Below are 19,419 nucleotides of genomic sequence, written 5' to 3'. Positions count from 1 at the left end.
AAGCTCCTCCGTTCCGCACACAGCGGCTTTATTTTATCTGCATTTCAACGTAGCTGATAGCCGCCTGTAGCTGGTCATCGTCGCTCTCATCGAGTGAGTAGAAATTACGCTGTTTTTCTTCACTCAGCTCAACCTTAATGTCCGGCGCTACGCCTTTGCCTTCAAAATTATCGCTCTTAGGCGGATAAAAATATGCCACCGATATGTCGAGAGCAGTGCCGTCGGACAAATCGCAGATTTCTTGCATTGTGCCTTTGCCATACGTCCTTGTGCCAACCAGTTTAGCCTTGTTATAATCCTTCAGCGCGGCAGCAAAAAGCTCCGCTGCACTGGCTGTATTCTGATTCGTAATAACAGCCATAGGCAAGTTGATTTCTTTAGCGTCCGACTTATACAGTACCTTTTTGGGGCCGTCCTTATATTTCGCACTGACAACAGGCCCGGCAGGAACTATTTTATCTATTATAGGTTCAACAGATTCCAGCAGCCCGCCAGGATTATTCCTGACGTCAAAAACAAGGCCTTTTGCTCCATCTGCAATCAATTTGTCGACTTGCGAAGAGAACTCAGTCGGGGTCTTTTTATCAAATTCCATTATTTTAACATATCCGAGATTGCCTATAAGCCTTGAGGAAACCGAAGATACCTCGTACTTTTTACGGGTAATGGTAAACGGTATAGAAGTTCCGTCCCTCAACACCTTAAAAGTTACTGTGGTTCCCTCACTGCCTTTGAGCAAATTCAGTGCATTTGCATATCCTGTTGCCTTTACGTCTTCATTACCTATTGTAGTTATTACATCGTTGACCTTTACGCCGGCAGCCTGAGCCGGAGACCCGTCTATAACGGAAACGACCTTCATATAACCGTCATCTGTTTTGACAACATTAACACCGATGCCAATACTCCGCCCTTCGTTGCTGAGAGCTATGCTTTTGTAGTCGTTTGCATCGAGATAAACACCATATTTATCACCGAGCCCGTTTACATAGCCCGCAATCGTGCTGTCCTCAAGAATATCTTCATTAATTGTCCCTATATATTTTGCACGTACCGTCGCGTCTACATCCGCCAGCTTTTTAAACAGAGCAGTTCGCTGTGTAAAATTACTTATACTGACGTTCAGCGACTTCATCATAAATATAGCTGTCATTGAAACAGCGACCGCCGCTGTCAAAGCCATAAGGCTTATTGCCGCTCCGAGACTTATCTTTTTTTTCATCTCTACCTCACAATTATTTGTATATTTGAAAAATCACGACGATAATATTGTACCACAAATTGCCTTGCAGTTTTAATATTTCAAGCGGAGTATTGCTGCTTACTTATATATCAGAGGTAATTTCTGGGGTTAACTGCATGGTTGTTAACAATTATCTCAAAGTGCAGATGCGCACCGCTGACAAGGTCGGTTATCGCTGGCGATACGCCGTGGCTTCTGACATTTCCGGAGTTTCCTAATATTCCGATAATCTCTCCCTGGCTGACGTGCTGCCCAACATGTACGCGAATTGTATTATCATACATGTGTGCATACAAAGTGCGAATGCTGTTGCCATTCTTGTCTTGACCGTTGTCTATAACAACATAGTTACCGTATCCTGCTGATCTTCTGGGCACGCTCTTATTCCATGTACCTACTTTAATTACAGTTCCGGAAGCAGCGGCTCTAACCGGAGTGACGCCAGACGTTCCGAGAATATCTATGCCCGTATGACCGGAATATCCGTGGAATTCACAGGATACCGCTCCACGAACAGGCCATATGAACTGACCTCCGAATGAGCCTGTACTTTTTTGCGAGCTCAAGAAACGCATGAGTTCTTCATGTGCTTCACGAAGGTCATCCTCGACCTCTGCTTTTTTGTCGTCAAGTGCTTCATTACTATTTTTAAGCTGCTCATTTATATTATGTAATTGCTCAAGATATTTTGCACTCTGAACTGACTGGTTGTTCAAATCAGCTTGTTTTGCTTGTGCTTCCTCAAGCTTTTTCTGAAGTTTTGCCTTCTCCGTTTCGAGTTTCGCTTTATCCTGCTCAATCTGCTGCTTTTCCTGTCTCAGCTCATTTATAAGATTAGTGTCATGCTCAGATATCTTCTTTATAATCTCGAAACGTGATAAAAACTCGCTTGCGCTCTTCGATGACAAAAGCAACTGCAGCCTCGACACATTGCCAGCCTCATATAAAGCGCAAACCCTTTCGCGGTACAGTTTAGTATTCTGATCAATCTTTTCCTGAGTCTCAGCTATCCTATAGTTAAGATTATTTATGTTATTCTGATTCTCATTTATCTGATCTCTAATTACCGCCAGCTGCTGCTTGGTGATTTCGATCTTCTTGTTAATTACCGCCAACTGCTTCTTGATGTCCTCTTCTTTCTTGTTGTTGGCGTTAATCTTTGCCTCATTTTGCTTTATCTGTTTTTCAATCTCACTAAGTTGCTTCTGCAAACTTTTATATTTGGCATCAAGACTGCTCTGGGAAGCAGCATTTGCCCCAAGAACTGGAGTCAACATGCCGAAAAGCATCATCATTGCAACTGCAGCAGCAATTGCAGATAATATAATCTTTCTTCTTTTCCGGCTCAAAGTGGATTCCTCCTATACCTTAAGGTACTTCCTAACAGACAATACACTTCCCAAAACGCCAACAAGCACGCCGCCAACAAGGAAACCTGGCACAATAAACCATAAAAAGTCCGAATAGCTGATCGCGCTCATGGAATTAACCACGCCTATTACGCCGCAAATCAGTTTATCATATATGTAATATTGCGCAATCAAGCCGATGCCTCCGGCGATTAGACCGATAAGTAAGCCCTCGATTATGAAAGGCCACCTTATGAACCAGTCAGTAGCGCCTACAAATTTCATTATGTTTATTTCACGCTTGCGGTTGAACATCGCAAGCTTTATTGTATTCGAAATAATAAACAGTGAAATTACCGCAAGAATACCGAACAAAATTTCGCCCGAAATCCCGACAGCTTTTTTGATGTTGACAAGCTTGTTTGCCAAGCCCTCGTCCTGCCGAACGTACTTTACGCCCTCAATTTTTTCCAAGGCATCAGTTGTCTGCGTATATTTGCTCGTATCTACAAGCGTAACCTGATAAGCGCAGTCAAAAACGCTGGCGTCGATCCCTGAAAGCAAAACCTTTTGCTTATCAAGGGTTTTTTTCGCCTCTGCATAAATATCTTCTTTCGAAAAAAACTTAGTTTCCTTGACATTAGCCATAGAATTTATCTCATTGCCGATTCTGCTAATGTCCTCTGAGGTCGCGTCGTTCTTAAGATAAACCATTATTTGGTTTTTATCTTCAAGCTGTGAGATTATATCGTTGATATTAAGTGTCACAGTAATTGACGTTCCAAGCATTACAAGACAAACACACAAAACTAATATGGACGCGAAAGACATCATACGATTTCTCCAGATGCTTCGCAGCCCTTCTTTCACAAAATATCTTATTCTCTCTATCATTCGTTGCTCCCCGGTAAATCTTCCGCTACATTCCCGCTTTCAATAGTAATTACGCGGTGGTAATTATATTTTTCGACAAGCGTTGCATCGTGCGTAACCATAACAATAGTGGTTCCGCGTCTGTTTATTTCGTCCAGAAGTTCCATTATTTCTATCGACATTTCAGGGTCGATGTTGCCTGTCGGCTCATCCGCAATAATGAGCGAAGGATTGTTGACCAGTGCGCGTGCAAGGGATACCCTTTGCTGCTCGCCGCCCGAAAGCTCGCTCGGATAGCATTTTGCCTTCCTTGCCAGGCCGACAAGCCCCAATATGTAAGGAACTCTGCGCCTTATATCATGCATTCTCGCGCCTGTGACTCTCATCGCAAAAGCGACATTGTCATAGACCGTCATGTTGGGTATAAGCCTGAAATCCTGAAACACTACGCCCATGGTTCGCCTTAGTTTTGGAACCTGATTGTGCTTCATCTCTGATATTTTAAACCCGTTGACGATGACCTCACCCGATGAGGGCGTTTCCTCGTGCAATAGGAGTTTTATCAGTGTACTTTTTCCGGCACCGGAAGCGCCCCTTATGAAAACAAATTCACCGTCATTTATTGTCAAATTCACATTTTTCAATGCACTGGTGCCATTTTCATAGACTTTATATACATCTATGAATTGAATCACAACTACACCACCCTCGGGATACTATCAGAGCCTATCAGGATTTGATACCAAGTACTTCTTAACCATGAGCGCAACCTTGAACACTATGGCATGGTCAAACTGTCTTAAATCAAGGCCGGTCAGCTTCTTGATTTTCTCAAGACGATATACCAGTGTATTGCGGTGTACGAAAAGTTTGCGCGATGTTTCAGAAACATTCAGGTTGTTTTCAAAGAATCTCTGTATTGTAAAGAGAGTCTCCTGATCAAGTGACTCGATAGAACCTTTTTTGAAAACTTCTTTTAAGAACATTTCGCAAAGCGTTGTCGGAAGCTGATAGATAAGCCTTGCGATACCAAGATTGTCGTAAGAGACAATAGTCTTTTCAGTGTCAAACACCTTGCCTACTTCAAGGGCAACCTGAGCTTCCTTAAAGGATTTGGCGAGGTCCTTGACGCCTGTTACAATTGTGCCAATACCGACGACACAATGGGTATAAAACTCACCGCTCAACGTATCAACTATCGAAAGGGCAAGCTTCTCAAGGTCGGCTGTAGTTATACCGGGCTTAACCTCCTTGACAAGCGCAATATCGGTTTCGTTTACATTGATAACAAAATCTTTCTGCTTGTCCGGGAAAAGATTCTGAATAACATCAAATACAGAAATATCGTTCTTTTCGGTAATCCTTATTAACAAAACAGCACGGACGACATCAGAATTTAAATGTAGTTCCCTCGCTTTAAGGTAAATATCGCCCGGCAGTATATTATCGAGAATAACATTTTTTATAAAGTTGCCCTTGTCGTATCTTTCATCATAATACTGCTTTATGCTGGAAAGCGAAACAGCAATTATATTCGCATATTTTGTTGCAAGCTGGTCGCTGCCCTCAACAAAAACAGCATAGTCAGGCCTTGGTTTTGAGCCGAACGGTTTATATGTCCATCCCCCGCGCAAAAGGAGGGGTACACCTGTCAGTTCACCAATTATACCTTCATGAATTTCACCGATACGTCCAAGTTCACTGCACGCGATTACGGCACCGTTTTCATCAACTACACCGACAACCCTGTCGAGTGTATCTTTCATCTGCTGAATAACGCTTTGAAAAAGTCTGGTTGACATGTAATTGCCTCCATTCAGCTGCTTATTTTGAAAAATTTAATCCGCCCGTCTTTGAGGATTTAAAACCAAATATTTTTTAACAGTTATGATGCCAAATTTCAATTTTTGATAAATAGATATTACATAACAATTATATTTTACTACAAAACGGATTTTTTTCAACTGTATTGAAGCTTTTTTTCTCATTATGCTGCGGCAGACGCCAAGTAATTTATGCCATTTTGTGATATTTCCTTAACATTTTACAATTTGTTATTAAATTTCCAATATTCTCAGTAAATTATTAAGGCTGGTTTATACTGCCAATTTAAAGCCCTTATACTGATTTATGGAAATAAAAAAACCCGGTCCTGTGCAGAACCGGGTTTTGAAATAAATGTTATCAGTTGAGGATAACCTTTTCGGTCTCTTTGTCAAACAGGTGAATCTTGTTGACATCAAAGGCAACCTTAATTTCATCGCCCTGCTTAGCTGTTGTGCGCGGATCGACGCGGGCAGTAACCTGTGTGCCTTCAAGATCGAGGTACAGATAGGTCTCAGCACCCATAAGCTCTGTAACTTGAACTTTGACATCAATAATACCTGTATCAGCCAGAGAAATGAATCTCTCATCGTCATGGATGTTCTCCGGACGAATACCAAGGATAACATCCTTGCCAATGAATGACTTAACGTTTTCGTCCTTAACCTTGCCTTCCGGAAGCTTAATGCTGTATTTGGGCCTACCGTCGACAAATGCGAAATCAACCCAGATAGCGCCATCGTGGCTTGAAAGCTTAGCGTCGATGAAGTTCATTTGCGGTGAACCCATGAATCCAGCGACGAACACATTGCACGGTTTATCATAGAGGTTTTGCGGGGTATCAACCTGCTGGATGACACCGTCTTTCATAACAACAATGCGGTCGCCCATTGTCATAGCTTCCGTCTGGTCATGTGTAACATATATGAATGTTGTGCCCAATCTGTTGTGGAGCAACTGAAGCTCTGTTCTCATCTGAGCACGAAGCTTTGCATCAAGGTTTGACAGAGGCTCGTCGAGGAGGAATACCTGCGGCTCACGAACGATAGCACGGCCGAGAGCAACACGCTGTCTCTGACCACCTGACAATGCCTTTGGCTTACGATCAAGAAGATGTGCAATATCAAGGGTCTTTGCAGCTGCTTCAACACGGCGTTTGATTTCATCCTTCGGTGTCTTGCGGAGTTTAAGACCGAATGCCATGTTATCGAAAACAGTCATGTGCGGATACAACGCATAGTTCTGGAAAACCATCGCTATATCCCTGTCTTTAGGAGCGACATCATTTACGAGTCTGTCGCCGATGTACAGTTCACCTTCACTAATCTCTTCAAGACCAGCAATCATACGCAGTGTTGTTGATTTACCGCAGCCTGAAGGACCGACGAGAACGATGAATTCTTTGTCTTTAATTTCGAGATTGAAATCTGAAACAGCAGTTACGTTTTCGTTATACCTTTTGTAAACATGCTTGAGTGTTAAACTTGCCATGGTGTAATCCTCCTGTAAGGTCGTAATTAACTAACTGTATATATGATATCAGAAAGCAGCAAGAAATGTAAGATTACGATTGCCCAAAGATTTTTTTGCACATTTATTTAAATTGTCTAATAAAAAGATAATTTAAATAAATAATCAGCGATAAAACTGTATCTTTTGTTCAAGTGTATTAATTTACTTATTTTGCCCGTATATTCCATACGCTCATGATTTTACTATTAGTTCTTTCTCTTCATCAGTTAATTCACGGGCTTCTCCAGGCTTAAGGCTGTCATCGAGATGCAGGCCTCCCATGGCGGTACGTTTCAGATAAATAACCTCATGTCCGAGTGCCTTGAACATGCGTTTTATTTGATGATATTTCCCCTCATGGATTGTGACCATCACTCTGGCCCCGCCGCTGCTGACGCCGCCCTCCAGAACCCTCAGTTTTGCCGGAAGGCAGGTGATTCCTCCGTCGATAACCAATCCGTTTTCAAAGCGCTCAATTTCCTCGGGGGTGAGGGGGCTGTCAATAACGACATAGTACTGCTTGCTGACGTGTTTTCTGGGAGACAGTATGTTGTGCGCAAAGGTGCCGTCATCGGTTATAAGCAAAAAGCCCTCTGTGTCCCGGTCAAGCCTGCCCGCCGGAAAAAGCCCCGGCCGTTTGAGCTTGGGCGGCAAAAGGTCGATAACGGTTTTCTCCCGCGGGTCGTCAGACGCGGAAATTACTCCTGCAGGCTTGTTCATCATTATATAAACATGTTCCCGATATTTCACCGGAACGCCGTTTACGCAGACGGTATCCCTGTCCGTATCTATTTTAAGCGATGGATTCCTCACATGGCCGCCGTTTACTGTAACGAGCCCTTTCGATATTAACTCTTTTATTTCCTTACGCGCTGCTATACCCTGACTGGATAACATACGGTCAAGTCTTAACACTGGCATAAAAAAACCCCTTATAATAAGTATTGCCAAATCAATGCTACTTACTGCTCGATTTAAATGTTTCGGCCACAATATCGGCGTTAGACGTGGAAATGCCGGTTTTTACGTTCCCTATACGAAGCCCATGCATAAACCCGTTAGATTCAACGCTTGATATGTCTCCGCCGATAAGCGTGCCGTTATATACGATAAGATTTGCCCTGACGCCCTCTTTTACATTTGGATAATTGGTGATGTTATATGTCCAGCGTTTTGCGCGAACTCCCCGGTATTTGGTAAGGTCAAAGCCCTGGGATTTTTGGAGGGTATTATAGTTGTTATAAACCTCGTTGAAAGTTTGCGGTATTATTATCTCAACTACCTCGGCAGGCTCTGATGTCACTTCCCAGCCAAGGCTTTTCAGGAACGCCACCCGGTTTTCGTTGTTCGAGAAATCAATGCCTTTTCCCAATGTGCTTGCCGCAGTCACTTCACTTGCGCTGTCTGTTGCGTTCTTGGCCACTCTGCCTTCCCATATGGCGGCGCTGACAATAACGGCAAGCGCGATAATTATCGCCGCGGCTTTCATTGTCGGCGCCCTAAAAGATATTACAAACACTGTTCTTCCGCCCCCGCCTTTAAAAATTACACAGCAAATATAAACATATTTGCCGCGAGATTTTATTTAAATGAATTGGTATAATTTTATGCAGGGACAGATGAAGACAGAACGTCCGGTTCTGAGTTTGAAGTTATTTCAGGGACAAATACAAAGTACTATATATTATACCATTTTCTTTAGCTTCTGTGGATAAAGCGATTTAACAATGCTTGACAATTATTTGTCGTTATATTACAATATGATACACAGTTATACATAATTAGTTTAAAGGGAGATGGATTTCATAAAAATTTCCACAAGGAGCAAATGTTTAAACGCATTAGGCGTTGCAGTATTAGCCGTAACTTTTTCTGTTAGTATATTATCATTTCACGCTAATGCTGCTTCAAGCAGTTTCTATTATGCTGGCACATCAATTGATGGCAGACGCAATGGAGTGTATCATACATTAGACAAAGGCACAGTGTATTTGGATGTCGATTTTTGTCGCGGGGACTACGCAACTATAGTGTTGAAAAGGAATACTAGTTGGTTCTCTAGTTGGGATAGAAACTATGGAAAGGTATATGTCAAGGATACAGGAAGATATAAATTCCCATCTAAAGCAGATGCTAAAAGCGACAAATACTATCTAGTATGCGGTGGTTATTCTTTTACTGAAGGTTCTGGTACTTTGCATAATTAAATTGATCGCAGGTGAAACGATGGATTACCGCGGATATAAAGTATATTTCCAGACATTTGCGATTTTAATTTGCTTTATCTATTTGGCCGTCAGGATAATAAAGGCAATAAAGGCGCGGAAAATAAACTGGTTCTTTGAAGTCACGAGATTATGTTTTCTGATATATCTCCTTACGCTTATTGACGTCACTTTATTCCCGATTTTAATATTTTTCGGCAGCAAGCCGAGCATTTTTCCGATATCATACGAAAAAAGACCCTGGCCTGTTTACGTCAATTTAAACCCATTTTATTTTAGATTTGATCATGCCTCATTTCGGACCATCTTTAGAAATATCTTTGGCAACGCATTTCTAATGTTCCCTTATACCATTCTCCTTGCCTTCAATTTCAAGAAGATGAGAAAATGGTATACAGCGATTGGTACTGCCCTTTTGACTTCGATAAGTATTGAACTTCTCCAGCTTGTATGGCAGATAACAATGCTTGATGAAATGAGAAAAACGGATATTACCGATGTTTATCTGAATGTAGCTGGGGCAGCAATCGGATTTTTGCTTTATCATTTCTTATTGCGCAAAGTACCGATTTTTAAACCATTTATTATTAATGCGGAAGAAAAGCGGAAGCAGCAGGATTTAGCACAAAGTTCGTGAGTTACATAAAGCTCATAAAAACACCCTGAGAATCCTCACTTTTCGGATTCTCAGGGTAATTTATACTACAGTTTTAACTTATTAACTGCCAATGAAATTAGAGTAGCTATGAAACCTAACGCTATGGCAATAATTTTAAATCTCTTATTTTTTATATCCGGGTGACTTAACATAATTAATAGACAAAACAAGAACCCAACCGGTACATAATCTATATAAACAGCACTGCCTATAAAATAGAGAAACATTTGCAAGTAAAAATACTTCTCAATTTCTGTTTTCTTCTTTACGCGAATCAAAATAAGCAGCAAAATCAATATAACTAATGCGATAATAAAATATATCAAGCTGTCCCACCTCCTTTATCTAATAATACCATATTAATGATAATTTTGCTATGTAGCAATTTAAGTACTGGCAGCTGCACACATCTCTTGAGCAAACAAATTTCATAGTCAGCCCAAATTGGCAAACACTCCTTTTGCTTACTATTTACGGACATGATATAATAAAGGAGATGTTATAACAAATAAATTCGGTGCGGCCGGTTTCTGACTGTTTAGTAAATTGAAATCTGCTGCGCCATAAAATACGAAGACCCGGCACTTACGGGCATGAAGGAAGCTGATAATATGGATACAACACCACTTTCCAACCGCACAGCCATCTCTATTTTCGGAAAACGCAACGCCGGAAAATCTTCATTAATTAATGCTATCACCGGTCAGCCTGTATCAGTGACATCCGACGTCGCGGGAACAACAACCGACCCGGTTCATAAAACCATGGAACTGCTGCCCCTCGGCCCGGTTGTCTTTATAGACACACCCGGACTTGACGACGTGGGCGACCTCGGGCTTGCCCGAGTTGAAAAGGCCTATGAGGTACTCCGCCACACAAATATGGCTATTATCGTCGCGGCCGCCGACGCCGGCATTACGGATTTTGAGAGAAAATTCATCGAAGAGATTCACGCCCGCAAGCTGCCGCAGCTATTAGTGCTCAACAAAAGCGACGTAAAGGATATCCCGGACAGCGAAATTAAGAAACTGCAAAAAGAGCTGGGCTTACCGGTAATCAAAGTCTGCGCCCGCACCGGCGAAGGCATACAGGAGCTTAAACACCTCATTATTAAAATTGCACCCACTGACGACGCGGAGTTATCACTTGTCAGCGGGCTTGTAAATCCAGGCGGAATCGCCGTCCTTGTCACGCCTATCGACAAGGGCGCTCCCAAGGGCAGGCTAATACTGCCCCAGCAGCAGGTAATCAGGGACGTCATTGATCAAAACGCCATTGCCGTTGTGACAAAAGAGAATACACTGGCAGAAACGCTAAAAAGCCTTAGCAGAAAGCCGGATATTGTTATTACTGACTCGCAGGCGTTTAAAAAGGTTTCCGCCGACACTCCAGTTGATATCCCGCTCACATCGTTTTCCATACTGTTCGCCCGTCAGAAGGGTGACCTTGTCGAAATGGTCCGGGGGCTTGGCAGCATAGCAGCTCTCAAAAGCGGCGACCGTGTACTTATTGCCGAAGCCTGCACCCACCACAGGCAGTCTGACGATATCGGCACAGTCAAGATCCCCCGCTGGATAAGGCAGATGGCAGGAGATAGTATAGAATTTGAATGGACGTCCGGAAACGCATTCCCACGCGACCTTAAGAAATATGCGGCCATCGTCCACTGCGGCGGCTGCATGGTAAACCGCCGCGAAATGGCTTACCGCATAGAAACCGCAAAGCAAAACGGCGTAGGCATTACAAACTACGGCCTGCTCATAGCCTATGTGCTCGGCATATTGCCGCGGGCGCTCGCGCCGTTCCCTGATGCAAAACTCGCACTCGAAGAGATAATGAAAAAATAATCATAAACGGCAGGAATGGAATCCATTCCTGCCGTTTGTATATGCAGTATTTAATTTGTACAATGGGTTATCACCTTCCCCGTTTGAGGCCTCCCAATGCCGGCATAATGAGGAGCGCTACACAGCCGCCGATAACGCCTGTGACAAACTGGGAAATCGAAACCGCCCCTACAAGTACCTTCTCAAGGCTTTCATTTATATGCAAAACGGGAACAACAATCTTTTCAACCGCCGCCCACATAGTCACCATTTTCAAGAAAGCACCGGCAACGACGCCGACTATCATAAGCACCGTGGCGCTGCCCTTTCCGAGCCCGTTTGAAGCCCTGAAGCACAGCCATGTTATAAACACAATCACAAGATTGCCCATCATAACTACCGGCACCATCTGCGGCAGCTTGCCCGGGATAATGCCGAGGAACGCGGCCAGGATAGGTGAAATTATGGCGGCTGTGCCCGCAGACGCAAAACCAGCAGCATACGCGCCGACGACGAGCACAAGGTTTACAAGTGAGCCTGTTACAAGCTGGTTGAGATTGAACTGCCCGACCGGAATTGTGGGAATAACCCTCGAAAGCAGTTGTGATAATACGATAAGCGCTATCAGCATTGCGGTCTGGGTGACCCAGATAGCTTTTTTATTTCTCATTTAAAATCCCCCTGTATATTCCTATGTAATTACTCTGATTCCAGCTCATCAATGGTGAGGCTGAACGCAGGCAAAAATTCCGTCATAAAGCAGTCTACTTCCGGCATATTCATCTCTTTAAGCGTTTTTTCCTGCGCGGCGGCAGCTTTTTTGAATTCCCTGCTGCCCGCCTTTTCTTCCTCAATGCACTTGATAAGCGCTGAAAGCTTGTCCGCGGCTTTGACTATCCGCAAAAGCTCTTTGTCCTCGGGTTTAGGCACCATTACGTCTTCATAATCTCCTCTAAGGTCGTCTGGCAAATATGAAAGGAGCTTTAAAAGCGACGCTTTTTCAACTTGCTTATACTCGTTCCTGATGCTTGGATTAAAATACTTGACCGGCGTCGGCATATCGCCCGTAAAAATCTCCGGGGCGTCATGGTATAGCGCCAGCATGACGACTCTCCCCGCGTCGACATTGCCGCCAAAGCGTTTATTCTTTATAACAGCCAGCGCATGAGCCAATAAAGCCGTATCAAAACTGTGTTCAGCTATATTTTCAGGCATGGAGTTGCGCATAAGCCCCCACCGGCTTATCAGCTTCATGCGTGAAAGCATGGCAAAAAAACTGTTTTTCATTTAAACTACCTTCTTATGAGCCCACATAAGACTTTACTCCATCGGACGAGTAAATTATAACAAACAGCCGGCCTTTTGTCTATGAGCGCAAAGTGAAGTTATTTTATTACGCGATTGCATAATTAACAAATCAATTGTTTTTTTGACGGCAAATTAATGCTATAATATAAACATTACCAATAATTTCAGAAAATATTGTATCAACACCTGCATTTTCCGGTCTGATATATCGGACATGCGCTCAGAAGGTCAATGCTAAATTAAATGAGGTGTAAAAATGCAGATTGAAACAATACTTAACAAGCCGGTGAAGATTGGAAAAATAAAAAGCCCTTATGTTAAGGTATTCTTAACCGCTTTTTTAACAGCGCTTTCTTTCCTGCTCCCCTACATCATACTGGATAAAGGGCTGTTCCTGTTCTTCGGTGATTACTGTGTCCAACAGGTCCCGTTTTACCAGCTTGCCCACGACGCAATCAAAAGCGGGAACATCTGGTGGAACTGGAATACCGACCTCGGTGCAAATTTTATCGGCTCATATGCGTTCTATCTGCTTGGAAGCCCGTTTTTCTGGCTGACAATACCTCTGCCTTCCGCCGCAGTCCCTTACACCCTCGGACCGCTCCTTGTATTAAAAATTGCTGTAGCTGCGCTGACATCCTACGGATTTATCGAAAGGTTTGTCAAAAATAAAGATTACGCAATCATTGGCGCCCTTCTTTATGCTTTCTCAAGCTATTCCATTTATAATATATTCTTCAATCATTTCCACGAGCCTATGGCGTTTTTCCCGCTTATGCTCATCGGGCTTGAGGAGTTTATGAAGAATGACCGCAAAGGCGTTTTCGCCGTCACTGTTTTTGTGAATGCGGTGGTCAACTACAACTTCTTCGTGGGTGAAGTTGTTTTTGTCGTTATCTACTGGTGTATCCGCATGCTGTCGGGTGATTGGCAGATAACAGCAAAAAAGTATCTGAACCTGGTGTTCGAAGCCGTTATTGGGTTCTTTATGGGCAGCGCTTTGATTATACCGGCAGTGCTGGCCATAACAGGCAATCCGAGAACGTCTTCATTGCTCAAAGGCTGGAACCTGCTTGTTTACGGCTGGCCCCAGCGCTATTTCGATATAATACATACTGTATTCTTCCCTCAGGACCTGCCTTCTGCGCCGAACTTTTTCCCGGATTCAAATGCAAAATGGTCGTCAGTCGCAGCCTGGCTACCCATGTTTTCAATGACGGGAGTTATATCCTACCTCATGGCAAAACGCAAGAGCTGGCTGCGCAGAATTATAATTACCTGCTTTGTTTTTGCCCTCATACCGGTTTTGAATTCAAGCTTCGTGCTTTTCAACGATGCATATTACGGCCGTTGGTACTATATGGCGGTGCTGATGCTGGCGCTCGCCACTGCCTGCGCCTATGAAGACCCCGAAATCGACATCATGTCCGGTTTCAGGTGGACTGTTTTTATCACCGCTGCCTTTGCCCTCAGCATAGGGCTTATACCCAAATTCAGTGATAACCAGTTCATTCAAATAGGCCTTGAAGAGGACCCTGCCCGCTTCTGGGCATATGTTGCCATCGTTGCACTTGGGCTTACGCTTCTTTATGTGGTTATCCACTATTATGAAAGGGGTACAACAACCTTCGCAACATATGCAACTGTTTCACTTCTCGTTGTCACAAGCCTTTATGGCAACCTTTTTATCTCAACAGGAAAAGCCTATGGCTGGGATGGTGACTGGTTTAAGAAAACAGCGGTGGAAGGTGCTTCAAATATAAAAGTAGATAAATCAGAGTTTTTCCGCATTGATGTGCTCAACGGCATCGACAATCAAGGAATGTTCTGGCGTATACCTACAATCAACGCCTTCCAAAGCGTAGTCCCGCCGTCCATAATGAATTTCTACAACACCATCGGCGTGACAAGGGATGTGGGCTCGCGGCCTGACACTTCAGTACCTGGAATACGGCCCTTGTTGTCCGTCAAGTATCTATTCGACCAAGGCAACCTTTCAAGTATCGGCATGCCCGGGTGGAAATACGTCGGCTCACAGCTCGGTTTTAAACAATGGGAGAATACAAATTATATCCCGATGGGATTTACCTATGATAAATATATAACAAAACAGCAGTTCGTTGTCTCTTCAAGCAAAGACAGGGTGCTGCTGAAAGCCATGGTGCTTGAGAACGACCAGATAAAACGGTATAAAGACATTTTGTCGCCCTATAATCCCGATGAAGACAATGATTTCAGCGACACTGCCCTTGCCGCCGACTGCGCTGAACGGAGAAAATATACCTGCTCTTCATTTAAATATGATAATAAGGGCTTCTCTGCCTCAATAACACTCCCAAAAAAGAATCTCGTATTTTTCAGCGTACCGTATGACAGCGGATGGACAGCCACCGTCAACGGAAAACCCGCAAAGATTGAACAGGTCAATATCGGTTTCATGGCAGTAGAATGTGATGCCGGAACAAGCGAAATCCGGTTTAACTATACAACGCCCGGCCTTTATCCTGGAATCGCAGTCTCCGCTGCTTCTATTGTTGTCTTTGCCGTTTATCTGATTGTTATTAAAAAACGGAACGGTAAACATGCTGAAGTAAAAGCTGAACAAGAAAACAATTAAATTGTTTATACAATACGGCATATAAAAAGCGATTTTCTGTCAAAAATCAGTATGGCTCTAATCAAGGTATTCTGCGAAAGTTAAAAACTTGTTTACAGAATGTACTTATGATTATTAATATCCTGGTGTTTAAATAAAAGAAGTTTAAAAATGGAGGAAAATATGCATACCATATACTTCGTAATACCTTGCTACAATGAGGAAGAGGTCATTACTGAAACCGTAAGACAGCTCGGAGAAAAAATACGCGAATTGGAGGACAGCGGCGCGATATCCAAGGACAGCCGCATTCTGCTGGTTGATGACGGCAGCCGTGACCGCACTTGGGAACTTATATCGGATTTTTCTCACAACATTCCGTATGTTTGCGGCGTTAAGCTTTCGAGAAACTGCGGGCATCAGAATGCCCTGCTTGCCGGATTGATGACCGCAAAGGATTATTGTGACGCTGCCATCTCTATGGACGCGGATTTACAGGACGACATCAGCGTCATACCGGAATTTATAGAGCGATTTGAAGAGGGCAATGAGATTGTTTACGGGATTCGGAAAAGCCGCGCGTCAGATACGGCTTTTAAGCGCGGCACTGCCCACGGCTTCTACCGCATTATGAAAGCGATGGGGGTTGAACTCATAAGCGATCATGCCGATTACCGGCTTATGAGCAAACGCGCCATTGAGGCACTTTCCCAGTTCAAAGAAGTAAACCTATTCCTGCGGGGGATTATGCCTTTGATAGGCTTTAAAACAGCTAATGTTTATTATGAACGGCATGAGCGTTTTGCCGGAAAGTCAAAATATCCTCTTAAAAAGATGATCTCCTTTGCGCTCGACGGCATAACCTCGTTCAGCACCGTACCTTTAAAACTTATCGGCGGCATAGGTTTTGTGGTCTGCATTATAAGTTTGTGTGCGCTTATATATGCACTGGTTTCAAAACTGACTGGCAACGCTCACGCGGGCTGGGCAAGTATTGTAGGCTCGATATGGTTTATCGGCGGAATCCAGCTATTGAGCGCCGGCGTCTGCGGTGAATATATAGGAAAGATCTATAAAGAAGTAAAAGCCCGCCCCCATTATATTATTGATACAACAATACTTAAATAAGTAAGAAATTTAACAGAAAACAAACAGAGCATATTCGTTTCTCTTTAGGAGCAACGAATATGCTCTTATTTATTATGGCTATTGATAGAATTTAATACCTACTCTTCGTTACTTTATTTATCCCAAATTTTGTTGACTTTCTTTTTATCGAAATTTTTGGCTATGTAACGCGTATCATCAATCATTAGCACTTTCCCGTCACTTACGTCAAACACCAACGCATTTCTTCCTTTTTGATAAAGAAATACACATAATCCAATACCTGTTAGCTTTCTTTGGTCAAAACTTTTGCGGGCTTTGGCGTCTTTAAAGGCGTCAACACATTCTTTTATCGCATTTTTGTCTTCGAGCTTTATGGCCTGACCATTCCAGCCAGCACCTAAAGTTACCATATCAACTTTTGAAAAATCAGTGCCTGTCACTTTTTCAATTGGCCTGTAAATGAGATACGACCACAGAAATATCCCCGCTGCAATAAGCACTACGGCAACTACCGCAATTACAGCTATAAGTTTTTTCCTTATTACAATGTCCTCCCATGCTGTCTTATCAGCTTATTGCAGCGTTTAATACTTAATGTGCAGTCTAATCTTCTCTGGTCCAGTTGTATGAAGTATCGATTTTATCGAGCTTATCCTCATCAAAGTTTTTGCCTGAATAGTACTTGCCACGCATATAAAATCCGCCTGGTCCTAAAACAGTAAATCCTTCTACCTCTTTACCATTCTCAAAAAGCATTACGGAGTAAGAAAAGCCGGTTCTCGAACGTTGGTCAAAATTCTTGCGCACTTTGACGTCTTTGAACAAGGATAAAAACTCATCAATCTCATCCTTGTCTGTCAAAGTACAGACGTTGCCATTCCACCCTGCGCCGATTACTACTTTATCAACTTTTGAAAAATCAGTGCCTGTCACTTTTTCAATTGGTTTGTAAACTAAATGAGGAATCAGATAAATCCCTGCTGCAACAAGAACTATGGCGATTATTACAATAACGGCGATACGTTTCTTATTCATTTTTACCACCTATAATACCATACTTCATTTACATTCGACCAAATGTATTTATAATAGTGATCAACTGAATAGTCCCATTCATCACACACTCTTATAAACTGACCCTCAGTGGTATTGCAATAACCTACAGCAAGGAAAGCATGCCCCCCGTTGCCGGATTTATAAGTTGAGCAATCGGCACAAAATGCTAGTGCATTATTATTATTTATATTCGTTTTAATAAAAGACCAATCGACTTTAGATCTAGACCTATAATCATGCCCTTTCGAATCCGTGATATCTTTTCGAGCAATATATGAGCCCATACCTTTATAACCGATATAATCATATGTGCCATTGTGGTATTTCATATATGAGAGTAATTCCTTAAATGTACGTTCAGCTTTGCCATTTATAAATAAACCATGAACGCCTCTACACCGATTCCAATATAATAGCATATTAGTCGCACAAGCTTCTTCGCATGTCCCAGAATTCGTTGGTAAACCTGCTGATTTATTAAGATAATCCATAGGATATGGCTTAAATCCACCTAATTTAACATTTGGTATATTTACCGGTTTTCCAATTACTTTACCTTGCAGTTCATCACTGCGTTTAACTTTTGAAGAATTACTTTTTTGTGATTTGATCGAGTTATTAACTATGTCTTTCTCCTTTTTATAGTAATTTCTGATTCGTTGCTTGTCTATTTCAATTTTACTGTCTTCCCACAAGTCATACATTTTATTACCGCTTTTTTTAAAAAAGCATCTATTCCCTGCATAGTATAGTTTCTCTTTCCCACATCTTGAAGCTTTTTCACCAGATGGTATTATATATTCTCCTGTAAACCCAAATTCAGATATATTCGGTTCTTCTTCTGTATATACTTCAGCTAAAATGTATCCGCTTTTTCTGCCATCTGTCTGCAGATTTATTATGTACGCATTAACATTTCCGTCAATGTCGTAGGTTTTTATTATATTAGCCGGTTTCGTATTTCCATTCCACTTAGTAGTTCCTCCACTGTCTACCATATTTTTTATAAAGATTTTACTATACTCCACAACCGTATTTTCATCGAAATTTGGTTTTCCGGTAGCTGTCTCTTGTGCGTAAACTGTCGTAGCACTTAAACAAACTGCAATTACAAGTAAAGGTGCAACTAATAAATGAATAAATCGTTTCATTTTCATCTGTCCTTCCTCTTATTGCTATATCCTATTATATTATTTTATGTTTGTATTGTCAATTATTTTCATTTTCTTCTTTTTCTTAATCATTTCTACTCGATATGTATTACTCAATGCATATTTACAGCACAAATGGATTTACGCAGGCATAAAAAAAGAACCGCCGCGCTATTGCGCGTCGGCTCCGTGGCTCCTCAAGTAGGACTCGAACCTACGACCCTGCGGTTAACAGCCGCATGCTCTACCAGCTGAGCTATTGAGGAATATCTCAAGGTTATCGAGAGATAACCTTGTACCGGCATCGACCTATTTTCCCAGGCGGTCGCCCGCCAAGTATCTTCGGCACTGATGAGCTTAACTTCCGTGTTCGGAATGGGAACGGGTGGGTCCTCATCGTTATTGACACCGATTTTTTCAACGCAGAAAATTATATCATAAATATGACTCAATGTCAATACTTATTGATATAATTTTATACTGCATTTACTTATTGAAAGCACTTTAAGGGCCTTCAAAACTGAACAAAGTTTAATTTACTCTACTGCTTTCGTAGAACTCTTTGAGGTCAAGCCCTCGACATATTAGTATCGGTCAGCTTAACACCTCACGGTGCTTACACCTCCGACCTATCAACCTTGTAGTCTTCAAGGTGTCTTACCATCTTAACGATGTGGGATATCTTATC

18 protein-coding genes, 1 tRNA gene and 2 rRNA genes are annotated in these 19,419 nt (G+C 42.4%); 5 read left to right on the top strand and 16 right to left on the bottom strand.

Going from position 1 to position 19,419, the window contains the following annotated elements:
* Nucleotides 1–28: 28 nt before the first annotated feature.
* From V6C21_RS02365 to V6C21_RS02330, 8 genes are all read right to left on the bottom strand, one after another.
* On the bottom strand, nucleotides 29–1,222 hold the full coding sequence (locus V6C21_RS02365; RefSeq protein WP_052659805.1) for a S41 family peptidase: 1,194 nt from the start codon (nucleotides 1,220–1,222) through the stop codon (nucleotides 29–31).
* Between the two features lie 110 nt (nucleotides 1,223–1,332).
* A complete protein-coding gene (locus V6C21_RS02360; protein WP_045085111.1) occupies nucleotides 1,333–2,592 on the bottom strand; it encodes a murein hydrolase activator EnvC family protein in 1,260 nt (419 codons plus the stop codon).
* Nucleotides 2,593–2,604: 12 nt separating this feature from the next.
* The gene (gene ftsX / locus V6C21_RS02355; RefSeq protein ID WP_034841051.1) at nucleotides 2,605–3,486 is read right to left on the bottom strand and encodes a permease-like cell division protein FtsX; all 882 of its coding nucleotides are present in this window, start codon (nucleotides 3,484–3,486) and stop codon (nucleotides 2,605–2,607) included.
* Nucleotides 3,483–4,160, bottom strand: a complete 678-nt coding sequence (gene ftsE, locus V6C21_RS02350; RefSeq protein WP_034841049.1) for a cell division ATP-binding protein FtsE — start codon at nucleotides 4,158–4,160, stop codon at nucleotides 3,483–3,485. The genes ftsX and ftsE overlap by 4 nt, the downstream gene beginning before the upstream one ends.
* A gap of 24 nt (nucleotides 4,161–4,184) precedes the next feature.
* Nucleotides 4,185–5,267: a helix-turn-helix domain-containing protein gene (locus V6C21_RS02345; RefSeq protein ID WP_034841046.1), complete on the bottom strand. Its 1,083-nt coding sequence runs from the start codon at nucleotides 5,265–5,267 to the stop codon at nucleotides 4,185–4,187.
* A gap of 382 nt (nucleotides 5,268–5,649) precedes the next feature.
* Nucleotides 5,650–6,780, bottom strand: a complete 1,131-nt coding sequence (locus V6C21_RS02340) for an ABC transporter ATP-binding protein (protein WP_479268240.1) — start codon at nucleotides 6,778–6,780, stop codon at nucleotides 5,650–5,652.
* 213 nt (nucleotides 6,781–6,993) lie between these two features.
* Nucleotides 6,994–7,722: a pseudouridine synthase gene (locus V6C21_RS02335; protein ID WP_034841041.1), complete on the bottom strand. Its 729-nt coding sequence runs from the start codon at nucleotides 7,720–7,722 to the stop codon at nucleotides 6,994–6,996.
* Nucleotides 7,723–7,759: 37 nt separating this feature from the next.
* Entirely contained in the window at nucleotides 7,760–8,320 is a 561-nt protein-coding gene (locus tag V6C21_RS02330) for a DUF4830 domain-containing protein (protein ID WP_479268239.1), read from the bottom strand.
* 277 nt (nucleotides 8,321–8,597) lie between these two features.
* Between V6C21_RS02330 and V6C21_RS02325 the strand changes: the two genes are divergently transcribed.
* The 3 genes from V6C21_RS02325 to hydF all read left to right on the top strand — a co-directional run bounded on the left by V6C21_RS02325 (nucleotide 8,598) and on the right by hydF (nucleotide 11,531).
* A complete protein-coding gene (locus V6C21_RS02325; protein WP_479268238.1) occupies nucleotides 8,598–9,008 on the top strand; it encodes a hypothetical protein in 411 nt (136 codons plus the stop codon).
* Nucleotides 9,009–9,027: 19 nt separating this feature from the next.
* On the top strand, nucleotides 9,028–9,663 hold the full coding sequence (locus V6C21_RS02320) for a VanZ family protein (protein ID WP_479268237.1): 636 nt from the start codon (nucleotides 9,028–9,030) through the stop codon (nucleotides 9,661–9,663).
* A 632-nt stretch (nucleotides 9,664–10,295) separates the two neighbouring features.
* Nucleotides 10,296–11,531 carry a [FeFe] hydrogenase H-cluster maturation GTPase HydF gene (gene hydF / locus V6C21_RS02315; protein WP_479268236.1) on the top strand — a complete coding sequence of 412 codons (1,236 nt, stop codon included), beginning with the start codon at nucleotides 10,296–10,298 and terminating at the stop codon, nucleotides 11,529–11,531.
* 70 nt (nucleotides 11,532–11,601) lie between these two features.
* On the opposite strand, the gene V6C21_RS02310 is transcribed toward hydF, so the two are convergent.
* The gene (locus tag V6C21_RS02310; RefSeq protein ID WP_034841030.1) at nucleotides 11,602–12,180 is read right to left on the bottom strand and encodes an ECF transporter S component; all 579 of its coding nucleotides are present in this window, start codon (nucleotides 12,178–12,180) and stop codon (nucleotides 11,602–11,604) included.
* A 29-nt stretch (nucleotides 12,181–12,209) separates the two neighbouring features.
* Complete coding sequence (gene yfbR / locus V6C21_RS02305; RefSeq protein WP_479268235.1) at nucleotides 12,210–12,797, bottom strand: 5'-deoxynucleotidase; 588 nt, start codon at nucleotides 12,795–12,797, stop codon at nucleotides 12,210–12,212.
* Nucleotides 12,798–13,074: 277 nt separating this feature from the next.
* On the opposite strand from yfbR, the gene V6C21_RS02300 reads away from it, so the two are divergent.
* A complete protein-coding gene (locus V6C21_RS02300; protein WP_479268234.1) occupies nucleotides 13,075–15,435 on the top strand; it encodes a YfhO family protein in 2,361 nt (786 codons plus the stop codon).
* Between the two features lie 162 nt (nucleotides 15,436–15,597).
* Nucleotides 15,598–16,542 (top strand): glycosyltransferase family 2 protein, encoded by a 945-nt coding sequence (locus V6C21_RS02295; RefSeq protein ID WP_045085105.1) that lies wholly within the window; start codon nucleotides 15,598–15,600, stop codon nucleotides 16,540–16,542.
* 113 nt (nucleotides 16,543–16,655) lie between these two features.
* On the opposite strand, the gene V6C21_RS02290 is transcribed toward V6C21_RS02295, so the two are convergent.
* From V6C21_RS02290 to V6C21_RS02265, 6 genes are all read right to left on the bottom strand, one after another.
* On the bottom strand, nucleotides 16,656–17,024 hold the full coding sequence (locus tag V6C21_RS02290; RefSeq protein WP_479268233.1) for a hypothetical protein: 369 nt from the start codon (nucleotides 17,022–17,024) through the stop codon (nucleotides 16,656–16,658).
* Nucleotides 17,025–17,127: 103 nt separating this feature from the next.
* A complete protein-coding gene (locus tag V6C21_RS02285; protein WP_034841020.1) occupies nucleotides 17,128–17,559 on the bottom strand; it encodes a hypothetical protein in 432 nt (143 codons plus the stop codon).
* 2 nt (nucleotides 17,560–17,561) lie between these two features.
* A complete protein-coding gene (locus tag V6C21_RS02280) occupies nucleotides 17,562–18,731 on the bottom strand; it encodes a hypothetical protein (protein ID WP_479268232.1) in 1,170 nt (389 codons plus the stop codon).
* Between the two features lie 190 nt (nucleotides 18,732–18,921).
* Nucleotides 18,922–18,997: transfer RNA gene (locus tag V6C21_RS02275), tRNA-Asn, on the bottom strand.
* Nucleotides 18,998–19,027: 30 nt separating this feature from the next.
* Nucleotides 19,028–19,144 (bottom strand): 5S ribosomal RNA (gene rrf / locus V6C21_RS02270).
* Between the two features lie 151 nt (nucleotides 19,145–19,295).
* Nucleotides 19,296–19,419: ribosomal RNA gene (locus tag V6C21_RS02265) — 23S ribosomal RNA — on the bottom strand; the annotation flags it as partial.

This window comes from [Clostridium] cellulosi, from assembly GCF_036762875.1.
Classification (GTDB): Bacteria; Bacillota; Clostridia; order Oscillospirales; family Ethanoligenentaceae; genus Ruminiclostridium_D; species Ruminiclostridium_D cellulosi.
The sequence above is the reverse complement of the archived record's forward strand: the minus strand, read 5'-3'. Positions and strand labels throughout refer to the sequence as shown.

Excerpts from the sequence above, each read along its gene's own strand:
- V6C21_RS02310 (WP_034841030.1), bottom strand. The coding sequence starts at position 12,180 with ATGAGAAATAAAAAAGCTATCTGGGTCACCCAGACCGCAATGCTGATA.
- V6C21_RS02300 (WP_479268234.1), top strand. The coding sequence starts at position 13,075 with ATGCAGATTGAAACAATACTTAACAAGCCGGTGAAGATTGGAAAAATA.
- V6C21_RS02345 (WP_034841046.1), bottom strand. The coding sequence starts at position 5,267 with ATGTCAACCAGACTTTTTCAAAGCGTTATTCAGCAGATGAAAGATACA.
- V6C21_RS02295 (WP_045085105.1), top strand. The coding sequence starts at position 15,598 with ATGCATACCATATACTTCGTAATACCTTGCTACAATGAGGAAGAGGTC.
- yfbR (WP_479268235.1), bottom strand. The coding sequence starts at position 12,797 with ATGAAAAACAGTTTTTTTGCCATGCTTTCACGCATGAAGCTGATAAGC.
- V6C21_RS02365 (WP_052659805.1), bottom strand. The coding sequence starts at position 1,222 with ATGAAAAAAAAGATAAGTCTCGGAGCGGCAATAAGCCTTATGGCTTTG.
- V6C21_RS02335 (WP_034841041.1), bottom strand. The coding sequence starts at position 7,722 with ATGCCAGTGTTAAGACTTGACCGTATGTTATCCAGTCAGGGTATAGCA.
- hydF (WP_479268236.1), top strand. The coding sequence starts at position 10,296 with ATGGATACAACACCACTTTCCAACCGCACAGCCATCTCTATTTTCGGA.
- ftsX (WP_034841051.1), bottom strand. The coding sequence starts at position 3,486 with ATGATAGAGAGAATAAGATATTTTGTGAAAGAAGGGCTGCGAAGCATC.
- V6C21_RS02325 (WP_479268238.1), top strand. The coding sequence starts at position 8,598 with ATGGATTTCATAAAAATTTCCACAAGGAGCAAATGTTTAAACGCATTA.
- V6C21_RS02285 (WP_034841020.1), bottom strand. The coding sequence starts at position 17,559 with ATGAATAAGAAACGTATCGCCGTTATTGTAATAATCGCCATAGTTCTT.
- V6C21_RS02280 (WP_479268232.1), bottom strand. The coding sequence starts at position 18,731 with ATGAAACGATTTATTCATTTATTAGTTGCACCTTTACTTGTAATTGCA.
- V6C21_RS02320 (WP_479268237.1), top strand. The coding sequence starts at position 9,028 with ATGGATTACCGCGGATATAAAGTATATTTCCAGACATTTGCGATTTTA.
- V6C21_RS02340 (WP_479268240.1), bottom strand. The coding sequence starts at position 6,780 with ATGGCAAGTTTAACACTCAAGCATGTTTACAAAAGGTATAACGAAAAC.